The 18,353-nt window shown below is 50.5% G+C and carries 20 protein-coding genes; 13 read left to right on the top strand and 7 right to left on the bottom strand.

What is annotated here, in order from left to right; translation table 11 throughout:
• Positions 1 to 17 precede the first annotated feature (17 nt).
• From ruvC to H9Q13_RS01590, 4 genes are all read left to right on the top strand, one after another.
• A complete protein-coding gene (gene ruvC / locus H9Q13_RS01605; protein WP_191182005.1) occupies positions 18 to 584 on the top strand; it encodes a crossover junction endodeoxyribonuclease RuvC in 567 nt (188 codons plus the stop codon).
• 443 nt (positions 585 to 1,027) lie between these two features.
• The gene (locus H9Q13_RS01600; protein WP_394367975.1) at positions 1,028 to 1,780 is read left to right on the top strand and encodes an MlaE family ABC transporter permease; all 753 of its coding nucleotides are present in this window, start codon (positions 1,028 to 1,030) and stop codon (positions 1,778 to 1,780) included.
• 13 nt (positions 1,781 to 1,793) lie between these two features.
• Positions 1,794 to 2,567, top strand: a complete 774-nt coding sequence (locus tag H9Q13_RS01595) for an ABC transporter ATP-binding protein (RefSeq protein ID WP_191182003.1) — start codon at positions 1,794 to 1,796, stop codon at positions 2,565 to 2,567.
• Positions 2,568 to 3,611, top strand: a complete 1,044-nt coding sequence (locus H9Q13_RS01590) for an MlaD family protein (protein ID WP_191182002.1) — start codon at positions 2,568 to 2,570, stop codon at positions 3,609 to 3,611.
• A gap of 128 nt (positions 3,612 to 3,739) precedes the next feature.
• Here the strand turns inward: H9Q13_RS01590 and H9Q13_RS01585 are convergent, their stop codons facing one another.
• The 5 genes from H9Q13_RS01585 to rsmA all read right to left on the bottom strand — a co-directional run bounded on the left by H9Q13_RS01585 (position 3,740) and on the right by rsmA (position 8,160).
• On the bottom strand, positions 3,740 to 4,141 hold the full coding sequence (locus tag H9Q13_RS01585; protein ID WP_191182001.1) for an HIT family protein: 402 nt from the start codon (positions 4,139 to 4,141) through the stop codon (positions 3,740 to 3,742).
• Positions 4,142 to 4,145: 4 nt separating this feature from the next.
• A complete protein-coding gene (greA, locus tag H9Q13_RS01580) occupies positions 4,146 to 4,619 on the bottom strand; it encodes a transcription elongation factor GreA (RefSeq protein ID WP_191182000.1) in 474 nt (157 codons plus the stop codon).
• A 320-nt stretch (positions 4,620 to 4,939) separates the two neighbouring features.
• Complete coding sequence (locus H9Q13_RS01575) at positions 4,940 to 5,890, bottom strand: NAD(P)-dependent oxidoreductase (RefSeq protein WP_191181999.1); 951 nt, start codon at positions 5,888 to 5,890, stop codon at positions 4,940 to 4,942.
• 133 nt (positions 5,891 to 6,023) lie between these two features.
• Positions 6,024 to 7,376, bottom strand: a complete 1,353-nt coding sequence (gene mgtE, locus H9Q13_RS01570) for a magnesium transporter (protein WP_191181998.1) — start codon at positions 7,374 to 7,376, stop codon at positions 6,024 to 6,026.
• Positions 7,377 to 7,380: 4 nt separating this feature from the next.
• Complete coding sequence (gene rsmA / locus H9Q13_RS01565) at positions 7,381 to 8,160, bottom strand: 16S rRNA (adenine(1518)-N(6)/adenine(1519)-N(6))-dimethyltransferase RsmA (RefSeq protein ID WP_191181997.1); 780 nt, start codon at positions 8,158 to 8,160, stop codon at positions 7,381 to 7,383.
• A gap of 158 nt (positions 8,161 to 8,318) precedes the next feature.
• Between rsmA and H9Q13_RS01560 the strand changes: the two genes are divergently transcribed.
• From H9Q13_RS01560 to H9Q13_RS01535, 6 genes are all read left to right on the top strand, one after another.
• Positions 8,319 to 9,752, top strand: coding sequence for a leucyl aminopeptidase family protein (locus H9Q13_RS01560; protein WP_224744001.1), 1,434 nt, complete (start codon positions 8,319 to 8,321; stop codon positions 9,750 to 9,752).
• A gap of 6 nt (positions 9,753 to 9,758) precedes the next feature.
• Positions 9,759 to 10,784, top strand: a complete 1,026-nt coding sequence (gene pdxA / locus H9Q13_RS01555; protein WP_191181996.1) for a 4-hydroxythreonine-4-phosphate dehydrogenase PdxA — start codon at positions 9,759 to 9,761, stop codon at positions 10,782 to 10,784.
• Positions 10,785 to 10,846: 62 nt separating this feature from the next.
• Positions 10,847 to 11,392 (top strand): YceD family protein, encoded by a 546-nt coding sequence (locus H9Q13_RS01550; protein ID WP_191181995.1) that lies wholly within the window; start codon positions 10,847 to 10,849, stop codon positions 11,390 to 11,392.
• A 55-nt stretch (positions 11,393 to 11,447) separates the two neighbouring features.
• Positions 11,448 to 11,645: a 50S ribosomal protein L32 gene (gene rpmF, locus H9Q13_RS01545; RefSeq protein ID WP_163913685.1), complete on the top strand. Its 198-nt coding sequence runs from the start codon at positions 11,448 to 11,450 to the stop codon at positions 11,643 to 11,645.
• Between the two features lie 51 nt (positions 11,646 to 11,696).
• The gene (gene plsX / locus H9Q13_RS01540; RefSeq protein WP_191181994.1) at positions 11,697 to 12,638 is read left to right on the top strand and encodes a phosphate acyltransferase PlsX; all 942 of its coding nucleotides are present in this window, start codon (positions 11,697 to 11,699) and stop codon (positions 12,636 to 12,638) included.
• Positions 12,639 to 12,771: 133 nt separating this feature from the next.
• On the top strand, positions 12,772 to 13,770 hold the full coding sequence (locus H9Q13_RS01535; RefSeq protein ID WP_191181993.1) for a beta-ketoacyl-ACP synthase III: 999 nt from the start codon (positions 12,772 to 12,774) through the stop codon (positions 13,768 to 13,770).
• A gap of 66 nt (positions 13,771 to 13,836) precedes the next feature.
• Here the strand turns inward: H9Q13_RS01535 and H9Q13_RS01530 are convergent, their stop codons facing one another.
• Together H9Q13_RS01530 and H9Q13_RS01525 are read right to left on the bottom strand one after the other, a co-directional pair.
• A complete protein-coding gene (locus H9Q13_RS01530) occupies positions 13,837 to 14,202 on the bottom strand; it encodes a histidine kinase (protein WP_191181992.1) in 366 nt (121 codons plus the stop codon).
• 33 nt (positions 14,203 to 14,235) lie between these two features.
• Positions 14,236 to 15,489 carry a PAS domain-containing protein gene (locus H9Q13_RS01525; protein WP_191181991.1) on the bottom strand — a complete coding sequence of 418 codons (1,254 nt, stop codon included), beginning with the start codon at positions 15,487 to 15,489 and terminating at the stop codon, positions 14,236 to 14,238.
• Between the two features lie 320 nt (positions 15,490 to 15,809).
• On the opposite strand from H9Q13_RS01525, the gene efp reads away from it, so the two are divergent.
• The 3 genes from efp (at position 15,810) to accC (ending at position 18,330) form a co-directional block, all read left to right on the top strand.
• The gene (gene efp, locus H9Q13_RS01520) at positions 15,810 to 16,373 is read left to right on the top strand and encodes an elongation factor P (protein ID WP_191181990.1); all 564 of its coding nucleotides are present in this window, start codon (positions 15,810 to 15,812) and stop codon (positions 16,371 to 16,373) included.
• A 4-nt stretch (positions 16,374 to 16,377) separates the two neighbouring features.
• A complete protein-coding gene (accB, locus tag H9Q13_RS01515) occupies positions 16,378 to 16,866 on the top strand; it encodes an acetyl-CoA carboxylase biotin carboxyl carrier protein (RefSeq protein WP_191181989.1) in 489 nt (162 codons plus the stop codon).
• Between the two features lie 120 nt (positions 16,867 to 16,986).
• A complete protein-coding gene (accC, locus tag H9Q13_RS01510; RefSeq protein WP_191181988.1) occupies positions 16,987 to 18,330 on the top strand; it encodes an acetyl-CoA carboxylase biotin carboxylase subunit in 1,344 nt (447 codons plus the stop codon).
• Positions 18,331 to 18,353 lie beyond the last annotated feature (23 nt).

Below are 18,353 nucleotides of genomic sequence, written 5' to 3'. Positions count from 1 at the left end.
TTTAAATTGCGCCTCTTATGGTTTACTCTTCCGCACTTCCCCCTAATAAACTGATTCTTGGCATTGACCCAGGCACACAAGTCATGGGCTATGGCCTGATAGAGGTGACGGGCTCCAAGGTAAAGGTAGTGCAGTACGGCGTCATTCACCTGAAAAGCTACAGCAACCACGCCATCAAGTTAAAGAAAATTTTTGACCGCATGATACAGCTCATCGACGAATACCTGCCCGACGAGCTGGCCATCGAGTCGCCCTTCTTTGGCGTGAATGTGCAGAGTATGCTCAAACTGGGTCGCGCACAAGGAGTTGCCATTGCCGCGGCCCTTTCCCGTGACATCCCCTACGTGGAGTACGCCCCCAAAAAAGTAAAGCAGTCGGTTACCGGAAACGGCAACGCCTCCAAAGAGCAGGTGGCCAGCATGCTGGTGCAGATCCTCAAAATTCAGCCCGACCCGAAAATGTTCGACGCCACCGACGCCCTGTCCGTCGCCCTATGCCACCACTACCAGAAAGGCAACAACGCCAAGCAAGGCGGCAAATCCTGGAAGAGCTTCGTTACTGACAATCCGGAGAGGCTTATGTAAAGTTAGAAAGTTTGGAAGTTTAGAAGTTAGAAAGTTTGAAATAAGACATTGCTGATGCTCTTTCGTATTTGTAATCCGAAAGTCTATACCCAGCGGATTTGCAATCCGCTTATGAAAGGCCGTGGCTACCAGCAGGCAAGCGAATTACAAATACTAAACAGCAACAGTTTAGGAGTAAGAAAGTTGGGAAGTTAGAAACTCAAACAGTCCTTCGTCCTTTGTAAGCAAAAAATATCGTGCTCCGTAATTTGCCTTCTAACTTCCAAACTTTCTAACTTTCTAACTTCTAAACTTCATTATCTTCCGTATGTAGTCTAAAACCTATGTACTGGTAGCCTGTTGTGTTTTTTTATCGTAGTTTGCACCGGCGTACCAGTTTTCACCGCAGTTAAATGGATCCAAGCAATCATCAGTCTGGCCCTAAATATGTCCTCTCCCGCAGAATGGACCGGATATTTATGGAACTGGCCAGCATTTATGCCTTTGTTGCCCGCTTTTTCAGGGAGGTGTTTGTGCCGCCCTACGAATTCCGTGAAATCATCAGGCAATGTTACGAGGTGGGTGTTCGCTCACTTCCGCTCATCTCCCTTACCGGTTTTATCATCGGTATTGTGTTTACGAACCAGTCGCGTCCCTCGCTGGCCGACCTGGGCGCGACAGCCCTGTTGCCTGCCCTTATCTCGGTGGCCATCGTGCGTGCCATGGCACCGCTGGTAACCGCCCTGATCGCTTCTGGCCGGGTGGGCTCAGGTATAGGCGCCGAGCTGGGCTCCATGCGGGTAACCGAACAGATCGACGCCATGGAGGTTTCGGCCACCAACCCGTTTAACTTTCTGGTCGTGACCCGCGTGCTGGCCACTACCCTCATGATCCCGGCCCTGACCATGTATACCACTTTTGTGGCGCTGATGGGTGGTTTTGTGAATGTAAGCCAGAACGAGCTCACTAGCCTCACGACCTTCTTCACGCAGGTTTTTGATGCCATTACCTTCCTAGATATCATTTCGTCTTCCGTTAAGTCCGTCATTTTCGGTTTTACAATCGGGATGGTGGGTTGCTATAAAGGGTATAACTCTTCGAAAGGCACAGAGGGCGTGGGCAAGGCGGCCAACTCGGCTGTAGTAACGGCTATGTTCCTGATCTTTATAGAAGAGCTGCTGATCCTGCAGGTGGTAAACGCCCTACGCGGCATCTAAATCAAGGTATAGCATGAAAACCCTAAACCCTAAAATAGACAAAAGCAGCAAGGTCATCGCCATTGAGGGGCTCAAAAAGGCTTTCGATGATTTCGAAGTACTCAAGGGCGTGGACCTGGAATTGTACCAGGGCGAGAACCTGGTGGTGCTCGGTCGTTCCGGCACTGGCAAATCGGTTCTTATCAAAATTATCGCCGGCCTGCTGCGACCTGACGAGGGCATGATCAATGTGCTGGGTCAGGAAGTAGACAGACTCACGCCGAAAGAGCTCGACCGACTAAGGCTGAAAATAGGCTTCTCGTTCCAGAACAGCGCCCTTTATGACAGTATGACGGTGTACGAGAACCTGGAATTCCCGCTGGTGCGGCACATGAAGGAACTGGGCAAAGCCGACCGCGACCGGAGCATAGAAGAAGTGCTAGAGGCAGTGGGCCTTTCGCAGAGCATCAACCAGATGCCATCGGAACTTTCGGGCGGGCAGCGCAAGCGGATCGGGATAGCACGCACCCTGATCCTGAGGCCCGAGATCATGCTCTATGATGAGCCAACCGCCGGCCTCGACCCGATTACGAGCATGGACATCAATAACCTGATAAACGAAGTACAACGTAGATTCAATACATCATCCATCATCATTACGCACGACCTCACCTGTGCCCGTGCTGTTGGCGACCGTGTGGTTATGCTCCTCGATGGGCAGTTTCAGCGGCAGGGCACTTTCGACGAAGTGTTCGCCACGACAGATGAGCGTGTGAAAGCGTTTTACAATTACAACTTTATAGACTAAATGAGCGCAGCAGATAATAAACGTTCCGTCATTGTCGGAATTTTCGTATTCCTGGCCATCGTGATCCTGGTGGCAGGTATTTTCACTTTGGCAGGCCAGCAGAAGCGGTTTATCCGAACCCTGGAGGTAAAAGCCGTGTTCGACGACGTAGCAGGACTTAAAACCGGTAACAACGTCTGGTTTTCGGGTGTAAAGATCGGAACCATCAAGGCCATCAACCTGTATGGCGACTCGCAGGTGGAAGTGGTGATGAACATTGAGGAGCGCGTGCAGGAATATATCCGCAAGGATGCCGTAGCACGCATCAGTTCTGAGAGCTTCATCGGCAACAAAAACATTGTGATAGACGGCGGAACGCAGCAGGCCGCACCTATCCAAACCGGTGACCGACTACAGGCCCAGAATCCGCTTAACACCGACGATCTGATGGAAACCCTGCAGAAAAACAACAAGAACCTGGTGGCCATCACCAGCGATTTTAAAGAACTGAGTGGCAAGCTGGTACAAGGCGAAGGCACAGTGGGCGCCATCCTGACAGACACGACCCTGGCCAACGATTTCCGTAACATGGTAGCCAACCTGCAGCGTACCTCGCAAAGCACCGTCAATGCTTCCCGTGCGCTGTCCTCTTTCACCAACAAACTCAACGCACCCGGCGGACTGGCCAACCAACTGGTTACCGACAAGCAGGTATTCCAGCAACTCAAATCGTCTGTGGCGCAGCTGGAAGAGGCTACGACCTCAGCTTCTGAGATGACCGATAACCTGCGTAACGCCAGTAATAAATTAACCAACAGCAACAGTGCAGTGGGTGTGTTATTGAATGACCAGCAATTCGCCCGTCAGCTGCAAAGCACCATGAAGAACCTGGAGACAGGCAGCGAAAAACTTGACCAGAACATGGAGGCCCTTCAAAATAACTTCCTGCTGAGAGGATTTTTCAGACGCCAGGAAAAGGAAGAAGCCAAGCAAAAGGAGCAGTTACAAAAGCAAGATACCTTAAAACAGCAGCAGCCTGATACGGTACAGCAGATCAAAAATTAAAATTAAAGCTGCTCCAATTTACCGTTTGACGTAGAAATTGGAGCAGCTCTGAGACCTTAAAACAGAAAGGGGCGAATCTCATGAGATTCGCCCCTTTCTGTTTGGGCTATTCATGCTAAGGCTATACCTTAGGCAGTTTCATATGCTTGACGGATCTTGTCGGCTACCTCCTCAAACTCCTCCTTGCTGTACTGCTGCTTGTTGGCGAAATTCATATCGCCCATCTTATTCAGCGGAATCAGGTGTACGTGCGCATGCGGCACTTCCAGCCCTACGACCGCTACCCCAATGCGTTTGCAAGGTATAGCTTTTTCTACGGCGGCGGCCACCTTCTTGGCGAAAGCCATCAAGCCCAGGTATAGCTCGTCATCCAGGTCTAACAGGTAGTCGATCTGCTGTTTCGGAATGACCAGCGTATGGCCTTTGGTAGTCGGGAATACGTCCAGGAAGGCCAGGTAACGATCATCCTCAGCTATTTTGTAAGCAGGGATCTCGCCTTTTACAATTTTAGTGAAGATGGTTGGCTCCATAATTTTAGCGGCTGATTTCTAGTACCTCAAACTCGATCTTACCTGCTGGTACGGTAATTTCGGCGATATCGCCGACCGATTTACCCAAAAGACCTTTCCCTATTGGTGATTTAACAGAGATTTTACCGGATGCCAGGTCCGCTTCTTCTTCCGCTACCAACAGGTAGTCCATCACCATGTTGTTCTTCAGGTTCTTGATCTTCACCTTGGAGAGGATCAGTGCCTTGCTGGTGTCCAGGTGTGTCTCATCGACGAGACGGGCGTTGCCTACCACTTCCTCCAGTTTGGCGATCTTGAGTTCCAGGTGGCCCTGGGCATCTTTGGCGGCGTCGTATTCGGCGTTCTCGCTCAGGTCGCCCTTGTCGCGTGCTTCGGCCAGTTGGCGGGCCACTTCAGCGCGGCCTTTTGTTTTGAGCTCTGCCAGTTCGTCTTTCAGTTTTTGCAAACCTTCTGCAGTATAATAAGAAATGTTGCTCATAGTGTTGTCTTCACGTTTTAAAACACAAAAACAAAAAGAACGGCTATGTTTTACATAACCGTTCTTTTTGCCAAATATGTTGATGATTAATGTTTTCTTCTTCAGCCCGGCCCCTTCTGCGTCGCCAGGCGGTCTGGGTAAGTTGCAGACTCTCGGGCTTCCCCCGTTTGCGCTGCACAGAGACAAATATACAAATTTATTTTAATACCAAATTTCCGCTGGCACATAAAAATTCACTCGAAAATGGCCTCTCTTAAAGTCTCTATAGCGGATATACGTAAATTCGGACAGGCGGGGCAGCACAGAGGCAGCAATTCTACTTATTGCCAGTCAGCTTCGCACAGCCGGGCTATCTTCTCGACCAGCACCTCGTTTATTTTCACGTAAGACTCATGCGTCCAGCCGGCTATGTGCGGTGTGAGCACCACATTGTCGGCATTGGCCAGAAACTCAAAAGTTTGCTTCTGGAGCTCGGTGAGGGTATGGAGTTTTTCATTTTCCAGCACATCCAGGGCTGCGCCCTTCAACCTGCCTGACTGCAGGCTGCTCACCAAAGCGGTCTGATCCACCACCTCGCCACGAGAGGTGTTCATGAACCAGATGGGTCTGCGGAAGCCCTGGAAAAACTCCTCGTTCGCAAAAGCCCAGTTTTCAGGTATATAAGGTATATGCAGGCTCACGATATCTGCCTCTGCCTGCAGTTCACCGAGCGACACGTTTTCAGCTGGAGCGGATATTTTTTCGGGCATATAGCGATCGTAGGCCAGTATGCGACAGCCAAAGCCACCCAGTACCCGGGCAAAGCTTTGCCCCATGTGGCCGTAACCTATAATACCGACTGTTTTGCCATTGATTTCCTCCCCCCTGTTTTCTTCGCGAAGCCATACCTGGCCACGTACCTGGCGGTCGCCACGGGTGATGTTGCGCATGAGGCTGAGCAGCATACCGAGCGCATGCTCGCCCACTGCCTGTCGGTTGCCTTCGTTGGCACCCAGCAAAGCGATACCTTTCGCTTCCAGCGCCTCCGCGTCAATATTGTCCAGCCCCGCTCCTGCCCTTGCCACAAATTTCAGCTTATCAGCCAGTTTGATGGTGTCGGCTGTTATCCGCATTTTGCTCCGCACGATCAGCCCGTCAAATCCAACCAGCGCCTCGCATACCTCTACCGGCTTGATGTCTGGCCGGTACTCATAGGCTATACCTATACTTTCCAGCATCGGAAAAAGACTGGGGTGCACTTCGTCGATAATCAATAGGCGGGTTGCGGACATGGATGCAGTATTTAGAAAGAAACTATTGCGCAAAATTATGAAATCGGAATTGTATACCTATACCTCTAAACGAAACTGAGCCCGTGGTTATGCATTCCCTTGGGCTCAGTGCTAGAATAAGGAGTAATTATTATTACAGTTCGTAAAGCATATGCGCTACCCCAAAGTAGATGGCGAGGCCCAGCAGGTCATTGGCCGTCGTGATGAACGGACCAGCCGCCACAGCCGGGTTTACACCCATTTTGTCGAGTACCATCGGGGTAAGGGTACCCATGAGCGAGGCCAGCATCACGACCGAGAACAAAGCCACCGACACAACCAGCGACAACTTGAAGTCCTGCCGGAACAGGTAAGTGAAACCGAATACCAGCGATGAGATAATAAGGGCATTCAGGAAAGCCACCATGATGAGCTTTAGAAGACGCTGGGCAAAGTTCTCAAAGATCACGGCGTTGGAGGAAAGGGTCTGGATGATGATAGACGAGGACTGTATACCTACATTGCCACCGGTTGCCGTGATTAGCGGCACAAACAGCGCCAGGGCTGGTAGCAAGGCAATATCCGCCTCAAAAAATCCCATAAACTGCGCGGCCAGTAAACCACCCACCATGCCAATCACCAGCCAGGGTATACGGGAGCGCGAGATCCGGAAAACGCTGTCGTCCTCCTCCACATTCTCCGAGATACCCGTCATGAGCTGGCGGCTAAGTTCAGCCTGCTCCTGCATTACGTCAATCACGTCGTCGATGGTGATCCGACCCAGCAACCTGCCTTGTATGTTCACGACAGGTATGGCCTCCAGGTCATATTTCTGCATCACGCTCACCACCTCATTCTCGTCCCGGAAAGACTCAATCGAGATCACATCCGGGTTATAGATGTCTTTCACCAGCTTGTCGTCCTTGGAGAGCAGCAGGGCCTTCACACTTACTCGTCCCACCAGGATATCGCGGTTATCCACCACATACACGGTATAGATCTTCTCCACATCCTCGGCCTGCCGGCGAATCTCTTCAATGCATTGCCGCACCCGCCAGTTAATGTTTACTTTGATAAGCTCCTTGGCCATCAGACCGCCGGCGCAGTCCTCCTCATAGTGCAGCAGGTCCAGGATGTCATCGGCCTTCTCCTCGTTTTCGATCAGCGCTATTATCTCTTCGCGACGCTGTACATTCTGCTCGTTCAGAATATCCACCGCGTCATCCGAATCCATCAGGTTGACATAGCGGGCTACCTCCTCGCTTGTGAAGTATTGCAGGAAATCGGTGCGTATGTCGTAGTCCAGGTCGCTGAGGATTTCTGAGCCTACCTCCGGCGGAAGCAGGTCCAGCACATACTTCGACTCGTTGGCGTCCAGCTCGTACAGCACGGTAGTGATGTCAGCCGGGTACATATCGGCCATCGTCTCCAGTATGAATGCCTTGTCGTCGCGTGCTATCGCTTCTTCAACCTGGTCTATGTACTCGCGTGTGATCTCTACCTGCATGGTATTACTTGTTCTGCTCGATGAGCTGGGTCAATGCTATAAAATCCTCTACCGACAGCTGCTCCGCTCTTTTGTCGAAGACAGGCAACGCCGTTACTTCTGGCGGCAGGTTGAATGTCTTGAGGCAGTTACGCAGCGTCTTGCGCCTGGTTCCAAAACTGTTCTTCACCACAGAGAAAAACAGCTTCTCGTCGCAAGGCAGGCTTTGGCGGTCGTTGCGCACGACACTGATCACGCCGGACTTTACTTTGGGTGGCGGATGGAACACATTTTCATGCACCGTGAACTTATACTCAATGGTATAGAAGGCCTGTAGCAGCACACTCAGAATACCGTAGGCTTTACTTCCGGGAGGCGAAGCCAGACGCTCGGCCACTTCCTTCTGGATCATGCACACCACCTCCGGCACCACATCACGATGCTCCAGCACCTTAAAGAAAATTTGGCTGGAGATGTTGTAAGGGAAATTTCCGATGATGGCGAACTTACCCGGGAACAGCGTGCTCAGGTCTGTCTTTAGAAAGTCCGCTGAGATAATGCGGTCGCCTAGCTGCGGAAAATGCTGCTGCAGGTAGGCAATGGACTCACGGTCTATGTCCAGCACCGTGGTCCTGTATTCCTTGTGCTCAAGCATATACTGCGTGAGCACGCCCATACCTGGGCCAATCTCCAGCACATCCTCCACCCCCTGGGGCAAAGTGAGTTGCTCCACGATCTTGCGGGCGATGTTCTGGTCGACCAGGAAGTGCTGGCCCAGGTGCTTCTTCGGACTTACTTTGCTCACTTGCTATGCGTTATGCCTCCGGCTTGTTAAGACAAATTTGCCGGAAACCCGTTATACCTTATTTATATGCGATACCAGGACTGGCTATACCTGGCTCAGGCTTTTTCGCATTACACTATATACTTACTATATTGCGCACTCAAAGATACGAATGACAAATGCCAACACAACTCAAATACAATACATCGGTAGGTAAAAATACAGACGTAGCCCTGATTGTGCGGGCTGACCAGGCCGCTTCGCTCTCGGAACTGAGCGCTGAGGAGGCCGCCTATGTGAAACGCCAGCTGGAGGCCGAGGCCAAAATCGTTACGCTGAACCGCTATACCCAGCGTTTGTACCTGGTCGTATACGCCGAAGCCAAAACCGAGAACGCCGGGAAAGAGGCACTGCGCCAGGCTGGCTATACCTTGCTCAAGCAACTCAAAGCCGACAAAGTGGAGGAACTCGCCATTCAGGACCTCACCAAGTCAGACGCCAGTCCCTACCTGGCCGAGGGCCTATACCTGAGCAACTACCAGTTTCAGAAATACAAAACCAAAAACAACAAGCCTAGTTCGCTGCAGACTATCGTACTCACCGACGAAGACCTGTCGGAGTTTGACGTAATGGAGCTGCAGAACGTGCTCGACGCCGTGACTGTTACCCGCGACCTGGTAAACGAACCGAACAGTCACCAGTCTGCCACGCAGTTCAGTGAGCAACTGGTCGAGCTGGGCAAAGAAGCCGGCTTCACGACACAGGTATTCGACGAGTTGCAGATTCAGTCGCTGAAAATGGGCGGTTTGCTTGCCGTGAACCAGGGCAGCGAAGAACCGCCTACCTTTAATATACTGGAGTGGAAGCCGGGAGGCGCCACGAACGCCAAACCTTATATATTGGTTGGCAAAGGCGTGGTATACGATACCGGCGGACTCAGCCTGAAGCCAACGCCGCAGTCCATGGACTATATGAAGTCCGACATGGCTGGCGCTGCCGCTGTAACCGGCGTTATGTATGCCCTTGCGAAAAACAACATACAGCTGCACGTGATCGCACTCATACCTGCCACCGACAACCGTCCGGGCGGTAAGGCCTATGCGCCAGGCGACGTGCTCACCATGCACAACGGCATGACCGTGGAAGTGTTGAACACGGATGCCGAAGGACGCCTGATCCTGGCCGATGCCCTGAGCTTTGCGCAAAAGTATAAGCCCGAACTCGTGATCGACATGGCCACGTTGACGGGGGCAGCTGCCCGAGCCATCGGCAAAGAGGGCCTAGTGGCCATGAGCAATGCCGGTGACGAGGTGATGGGCGCTCTCAAAAGAGCTGGTGAAAACGAGCACGAGCGCATTGTGGAGTTTCCGCTTTGGGACGAGTACAAGAAACACATCGAGTCGGACATCGCCGACATAAAAAACCTGGGCGGTGCCGAGGCGGGTGCTATTTCAGCAGGTGTCTTCCTGGAGTATTTCACCGATTACCCTTGGGTGCATTTTGACATTGCCGGCACGGCCTACCTGCTCGGCGAGGACTCTTACCGTGGCAAACTGGCTACAGGTTCGGGCGTGCGCCTGGTTTACAACTACCTTAGCTCTTTGGCTAACTAAGAAAAAATGGACAACAGATACAAAGCGAAAATAGGCATTAGCATAGGCGACACCAATGGCATTGGCCCGGAGGTGATCGTTAAAACCCTTTCGGACCAGCGCATACTCAACTTCTGCACACCGGTCATCTACGGTTCCGCCGACGTGATCAACAAAGTGCGCAAGGCGCTGAGTGCCGAGCATTTCCATTACCAGCAGGTAGGATCGGCGCAAGCCCTTCTGCCGAAGAAGGTAAACCTGATCAACTGTTGGGAAGAAGACATTGCCGTGGAGCCGGGAACTCCCAAACCGGAATCCGGCAAAGCCTCGCTCGACTCGCTGCTGGCCGCCGCCCGTGACCTGAAGGCCGGCCTGCTGGATGGCATCGTAACAGCGCCAATTGATAAGGATAACATCCAGTCCGAGGAATTTAAGTTCCCGGGCCATACCGAGTTCCTGACCTCCTACTTCGACGCGGCCGACAGCCTGATGCTGCTCGTAAGCGACGACCTGCGCGTGGCTACCGTGACAGGCCATATACCGATCAAGGAGGTGGCCAGCAAGCTCAGTTTCGACTTGCTCATCCGCAAGATCACCATTCTGCAAGAGTCACTTCGCCAGGACTTTGGAATTTTGAAACCACGCATTGCGGTGCTGGGCCTTAACCCCCACGCTGGTGAAAAAGGGCTGTTGGGTACCGAAGAGGTCGAGATTATTCGCCCAGCCGTCATGCATCTGAAAGATAAAGGGCATCTGGTGTTCGGCCCCTACCCTGCCGACGGCTTCTTCGGCATGCGCATGTACAAGCAGTTTGACGCAGTGCTGAGCATGTACCACGATCAGGGACTTATACCTTTCAAGACACTGGCCATGGAAAGCGGCGTAAATTACACAGCCGGCCTTTCAGTCGTACGGACCTCTCCTGATCATGGCACGGCCTACGACATAGCCGGGAAGCACATCGCCGATGAAACCTCTTTCAGAGAAGCGTTGTTTCTGGCCTGCGACATCATAAAAAAGCGTCAGGCCGAACAAAAGCCTGTTCTTAAATAGGACAGCTATTTTATTTGTCAAAATAATGTTCTAATTTTGCGTCTTGCAATAAAAACACGGTAGTGAAAAAGCTAAGAGACTACGAAATCGGTATTGCCAAACTCAGCAACAAGAAGCATGCATACGAGTTTGAGATGGACGATTCATTCTTTGCTTTGTTTGAGCAGGAGATCATACTGGGGGGAAAGCTACTGGCAAAGGTAGAACTTGATAAGAACGAGTCGCTGCTGACGTTGCACTTTGACATAAAAGGACATGTGCGCCTCACCTGCGACCGCAGCCTGGAAGAGTTTGACCAGCCAGTGGATGTGGAGGAGACGCTCCGTATTAAATACGGACCTGAAAACATGGAGCTGGATGAGGATTTGTGGCAGATCACGCCCGAGACGCAGACGCTTAACATAGCACAGCACCTGTATGATTACATAGGTCTGTCGCTGCCGATGAAAAAGCTGCATCCCCGTTTTGTGGAGGAGCAGGACGAAGAAGATGAGCAGGATATCCTGATCTACTCCTCGAAAAACAGCGGCGTAAGCGACGGGGACGACGACAGCGATGACGATGAGGACATCGATCCACGCTGGGACGCACTCAAGAACCTGAACTAACAAGCAGTAGAATTAAAAATTATAAAATAACAGCAAGTAAATTTTTAACTGAAAAATGGCACATCCTAAACGCAAGATTTCGAAGACCAGAAGAGATAAGAGAAGAACTCATTACAAACTTTCTGAGAAAGCTATTGCTATCTGCCCAACTACAGACACGCCTCACCTATTCCACCATGCATATGTGGTAGAAGGCGATCTGTACCACAAAGGCAAATTGGCTATCAAAAATTATACAACTAACGCTCAGTAAGCTTAGCCTGTACTCCGTTTCAGTTCCGTATAATTTAACTTCATCCAGTACATGAGGATCGCCCTGGACGCTATGGGCGGCGACTATGCACCTGAAGCAAATGTGAAAGGTGCTATGTTAGCCGCAGAGCAGCTCGATAAAGATTATGAAATCCTGCTGATTGGCAAGGAGGAAGTAATTAATCCGCTGCTGAAAGAATATGGTTACACTGGTTCTGGTATCAAAGTGGTAAACGCCACCCAGGTGATTGAGATGGGAGAACACCCCACCAAAGCACTCACCCAGAAACCTGACTCCAGTATTGCAGTAGGCTATGGTATGCTGAAAGCCGGGAAAGCACATGCTTTCTGCAGCGCAGGCAACACCGGTGCCATGCTGGTGGGAGCCATGTTCAGCGTTAAAGCCGTAGAAGGTATCCTGCGCCCCGCCATCGGTGGCCTGGTTCCTAAACTCAACGGTGGATTTGGCATCATGCTTGACGTGGGCGCCAACGCCGACTGCAAGCCCGAAGTACTGGAGCAATTCGGCGAAATCGGATCCATCTACGCCAAATACGTGCTGGATATCGATAAGCCAAAAGTAGGTTTGATGAACCTGGGCGAAGAGGAAGGCAAAGGCACTGTGAACACTCAGGCTGCCCACCAACGCCTCAAGGTAAATCCAAACATCAATTTCATAGGCAACATCGAAGGACGCGACATGTTCAACGACAAGGCCGATGTGATTGTGTGCGATGGCTATACCGGGAACATCATCCTCAAAATGGCCGAGTCCATCTACGATATACTCAACGAGAAGAACATGCACGATAATTTCTTCGACAAGTTCAACTATGAGGCCGTAGGCGGCAGTCCTATTCTGGGCATCAACGGCAATGCCGTTATTGGCCATGGCGTATCCAGCCCCCTGGCTGTTTGCAACATGGTACTGCAGGCTCAGAAGATGGTGGCTTCTAACTTATCGGAGCGATTCAAGAAGAATATCAGCGCCTAGTGCGCAGGCCCTTAGGGCAAACATTACGCTTGGCACATACTGCTTCAGTTACTCTTTTTAAGGTACTGACAGTTTGTGCCAAGTTTTTTGTTATATTGCCGTCTTAAACTTCCAACACTAAGACCTTTTCACAATGAGTAAAATTACTGCCGCTATTACTGGTGTGGCCGGCTACGTTCCCGATTACGTTCTTACTAACAAGGAACTTGAAACGATGGTGGAGACCAACGATGAGTGGATTCTCTCCCGTACTGGTATCAAAGAAAGGCGCATCTTAAAAGGCGAAGGAAAAGGAACCTCACATATCGCTGTGCCGGCAGTGCTGGATCTCCTGGAAAAGACTAACACGAAGCCGGAGGAAGTTGAGCTATTGATTTGCGCCACTACAACTCCAGATATGGTTTTCCCGGCTACGGCCAACCTGATCACTGCTGAAATTGGCGCAGTCAATGCATTTGGTTACGACCTGCAGGCAGCTTGCTCAGGCTTCCTGTTCGCACTTGCCACCGCATCCAAATTCATAGAGTCAGGTCAGTACAAAAAAGTAGTAGTAGTGGGGGCCGACAAAATGTCTTCTATCATAGACTATACTGACCGAACTACCTGCATCATTTTCGGTGACGGAGGTGGAGCTGTGATGTTGGAGCCAAACACGGAAGGATTTGGTGTAATGGACTCTGTGTTAAAATCTGACGGTACGGGTGCGCAATATCTGCACATGAAAGCAGGCGGTAGCCGCAAACCAGCTACCATGGACACCATTCTGGCGCGTGAGCACTACGCTTACCAGGAAGGTCAGCAAGTGTTCAAATTTGCCGTGAAGGGCATGGCTGATGTATCGGCAGAAGTAATGGAGCGTAACAACCTAACCTCAGAGGATGTGGCCTGGCTAGTGCCTCACCAGGCAAATAAGCGCATCATCGACGCGACAGCTAACCGTATGGGCGTAGGCAGCGACAAGGTAATGCTCAACATCGAGAAATACGGCAACACCACCAGCGGCACGATTCCACTGTGCCTGTGGGAGTATGAGAAACAACTCAAAAAAGGTGACAACGTTATTTTGGCTGCTTTCGGTGGTGGCTTCACCTGGGGGGCCATTTACGTGAAGTGGGCTTACGATCCGCAATAGGTATACCTATATAAACAGAAAAAGCGGCTTCGAGCCGCTTTTTCTGTTTATATAGGTCTTAACCTATTAATATACATCAGCCCGTACAGACAGCCTTTTTTCGATCTGCGTCAGCAAACCCTGGAATTTATCGGATAGTTTCTCGATATCCTTCATCCCTTGATGGGCCTGATCGATGCTCCCGCTTCTGTATAGGCTGAAAAGCCTCTGTGCATTGGCCATCAACTCATTATGCGTCTTGTGCAAACTAAAGAGTTCGGGCTCCTGGGCATACTTCACTCTTCCCACCTTCGAAAACCATTGATTGATTGGTCCGGCCTCTGAGAAGAACGCGGTATCTAACACCCCTCCATATAGCACAGAGCGTACCTTGGACTTAAACAGTATATGTTTAATCCGGACTTGCTGAAAATCGACCTGTGCTGAATTCATCCTCTTTAACTTCCCTCCTGTCTCTATTATGCTTTACTCTGCTGAGCTCAATTGCTCTAATTTCTGCTTCAGGGCAAACTTGTCTGACACATCATAGCCAAACACCAGTATTCCGACAATCTGATCTTGCTCATCGTAATGTGCCTGGTAGATAAATGTGACGTGCTTATCCTCCAGTATACCTTCCGCATTGGCTATTTTTACCGTGATGTCTTCCGCCAGGAAACTTTCTCCGGTGTTGTATACCTTGTCGAGCAAATCCACGAAACCCTGTTCGGCCACCTCTGGCAAAGCTTCCGCCACAGTCCTGCCAATCAGATCCAGATGAGGGAACAGCGCCTGATACTTCTCGTTTATAAGTTCGTAGCGGTGCTGAGGACCTTTCAGGATACAAAAGAAGGCCGGTGCCTGCATGAACAGCCGCTCAATCGTGAGGCGCTCATTCTCGGCTTTGCGGTAAGCAAGCTGCACCTGATCCGAGAGTTCCGACATTTGCTCATTCGAAGCCAACAGCTCTTCCACCATATTCTTCATGTCGTGGATGTCGTTGCAACTTCCGATCCACATTATGATTTTGCCGGCTTCATCCTGCATGGGCAGATAGCGGTTGAGGAACCAACGATAGTCACCGTCCTTGTCTCGAATGCGGATCTCCAGTTGACAGGCCTCCCCGTTATGCAGGGCTTGTTGCCATAAGGTTTCCGCAGCGATCAAATCGTCAGGGTGTATCGCTTCTTTCCATCTGCCCTGCATCAGTTGCTGCACCGGTATACCAGTGTAGTTTTCCCACTGCTTGCTAAAATAGTTGGATTCTCCATCCACGTTATTCGCGTCGATCAGCTGCGGCATGGAGTCGGCCATGAACCTGAACTTATGCTCACTCTCTTGCAAGGCTCGCTTAGCATTCTCCCTTTCGGTCACGTCTTTGGTTTCCTGAATCACGTAGAGCACTTCTCCCTGGGCGTCCATTACCGGCGTGTGCGATGCTTCCCAGAAGCGGACATCATATCCTGTTCCGTCTGGCCGTGCGATATCATAGCGAAGTACATCCAGCCACTCCTTCTTTTTGGTCTGTATTGCTTTTTCTATGGAGATGCGAACGGGGTTGTCCTCGTATGATACAGTGGGCTCCGGAAAGGCTTCGAGAAGAAAATGTTTACCCAAAAGGTCTTCTCTGCTACGCATGGTTGTCTCAAGATAGACATTGGATGCCCCAAGAATTTTCATGTCTGGTGAAATTAGCACCAAGGCTTCCGGAACATGTTCAAATACCTGCTTAAAATCCATAAATGCATGCTTTAATTCAAAAAAAACTCCCCGGCATAGGAGCACCGGGAACTACAACTAACTCCCTTACGGAAAAACTGGCGAAGGAAGTTTATCTAGCTTTAATTTTAACAACATGCAAGTTATGCATTAAATCGCACATTACGCCAAAAATCCGCCACATTCGGTATTCAGAACGTTTATCCGGAGGCTTCCACCCAAAACGATTACTCTTTTTTTGACCACTTTTTCATCAGATTAGCTAACTTTGTTTGCAAGACAGCGATTTGCGCTATACTTTTATCGTTTGAATTTAATATTAAGCGTAACCACACCATATTATGGCAACCACAGCTGACATCAGAAACGGTCTGTGCATGGAATACAACAACGACCTCTATGTTGTTATTGAATTCCAGCATGTTAAACCAGGCAAAGGACCGGCTTTCGTTAGAACGAAACTCCGCAACATCAAAACAGGAAAAGTAATCGACAATACCTTCTCAGCTGGTCACAAGATTACGACCGCGCGCGTGGAGCAGCGTCCGCATCAGTTTATATACAAAGATGACATGGGGTATAACTTCATGGATATGAATACTTTTGAGCAGGTTGCTTTGGATGAGAAGATGGTACCTTTTGCCGACCTGATGAAAGAGGGACAGGAAGTAACAATCCTTTTCCATGCGGAAACGGAAACCCCGCTTACCTGCGAGATCCCTCCTTTTGTGGAGCTTACGATTACTTATACCGAGCCAGGTTTGAAAGGCGACACAGCCACTAACGCTTCTAAACCGGCTATCGTAGAGACGGGCGCGACCATACAGGTGCCTCTTTTTATCGGGCAGGACGAAAAAATAAAAGTAGATACACGTACTTATTCTTACGCAGAGAGAGTAAAATAACTATATGAAAGCCAAAGAAATCCAGGACCTTATTGACTTTATCGCCAAATCCGGCTTGAATAAAGTAAACATCGAGACAGAGGAGTTTAAGATCTCCGTAAAACGTGATCCGGACCAGCAGGTAACCTACGTTAAAGAGGCTGCCTCTGCCCCAGCGATGCACGCTGCAGCGCCGGCCCCGGCCGCTGCACCACAACCGGCACCTGCTGCTCCTGCCGCTCCGGCACCAGCACCTGCCAGCGACGACAGCAAGTACATTGCCATCAAAGCGCCTATGATCGGTACGTTCTACCGCTCTTCCAGCCCAGACAAACCATCATTTGTCAATGTGGGTGATGAGGTGAAAAAGGGCCAGGTGATCTGTATCATCGAGGCAATGAAACTCTTCAATGAGATTGAGTCTGAGGTGTCAGGCAAGATCGTGAAGGTACTGGTAGACAACGCCACGCCTGTTGAGTACGATCAGCCACTGTTCCTGGTAGATCCTAGCTAATTCATTTCAATTTGAAAGTTTGAAAATGAGAAAATTTGAAGATGGAGATGGCTTAGGTGATCTCCATTTTCATGTATAATTTTCAAATCTCCAAATCTTCAAATCTCCAAATCTGTACCTATGTTTAAGAAAATACTAATCGCCAACAGAGGCGAGATTGCCCTGCGCATCATCCGTACCTGTAAGGAGATGGGCATTAAAACGGTAGCCGTATACTCTACTGCCGACAAAGAAAGCCTACATGTGCGCTTCGCTGACGAGGCCGTTTGCATAGGCCCGCCTCCAAGTGCCCAGTCTTACCTGAACATGCCAAACCTGATCTCGGCTGCCGAGATCACCAACGCCGATGCGATCCACCCGGGTTACGGGTTCCTTTCCGAGAACGCTGAGTTCTCCCGTATCTGCGCCGAGCACAACATCAAGTTTATCGGTGCCACACCAGAGATGATCAATGCCATGGGCGATAAAGCCTCTGCCAAAGATACCATGAAGAAAGCCGGTGTACCGACTATTCCTGGATCTGACGGTTTGCTTAAATCTTTGGAAGAAGGTATAAAACTGGCTAAAAAGATCAAGTATCCGGTGATCATCAAGGCTACTGCCGGTGGTGGTGGCCGCGGTATGCGTATCATCAAGCACGAAGACGAGTTCGAGAAAGCCTGGAACGATGCCCGTACCGAATCGAAGGCCGCTTTTGGCAACGACGGTCTATACCTGGAGAAATTCATCGAGGAGCCACGTCACATCGAGATCCAACTCATCGGTGACCAGCACGGACAAGTGGCACACCTGTCGGAGCGTGACTGTTCAATCCAGCGTCGCCATCAGAAACTGGTGGAGGAAACCCCTTCCCCGTTCATTACCGACGACCTGCGCGACCGCATGGGCAAGGCTGCTATCAAAGGTGCCAAGGCCATCAACTACGAAGGCGTGGGTACGATTGAGTTCCTAGTGGACAAGCACCGCGAGTTCTACTTCATGGAGATGAACACCCGTATCCAGGTAGAGCACCCTATTACCGAGGAAGTAATTGATTACGACCTGATCAAAGAGCAGATCAAGGTAGCAGCTGGTGAGAAGATTACAGGAAAGAACTACTACCCGAAGATGCACGCCATTGAGTGCCGCATCAACGCCGAGGATCCAAAGAACAACTTCCGCCCTTCGCCAGGCAAAATCACCAACCTGCACGTGCCGGGTGGCCACGGGGTTCGTGTAGACTCTCACGTATACTCTGGCTATACCATCCCGTCGAACTACGACTCTATGATCGCCAAGCTGATTGTGAGCGCACAGACCCGTGAGGAGGCCTTGGTGAAGATGAAGCGTGCTTTGAGCGAATTTGTGATCGAAGGTATAAAGACAACTGTACCATTCCACCTGAAACTGATGGATGATCCAGGCTTCAAGGAAGGCAACTTCACAACGGCCTACCTGGATAACTTTGATTTTAACGCTTTGTAGTCTCGTTTTCGCGAAAGCTATAC

The sequence above is a fragment of the Pontibacter aquaedesilientis genome (assembly GCF_014773225.1).
Lineage (GTDB): Bacteria > Bacteroidota > Bacteroidia > Cytophagales > Hymenobacteraceae > Pontibacter > Pontibacter aquaedesilientis.
Note: the sequence above shows the minus strand (reverse complement) of the source record. Positions and strands in the feature narration are given on the sequence as shown.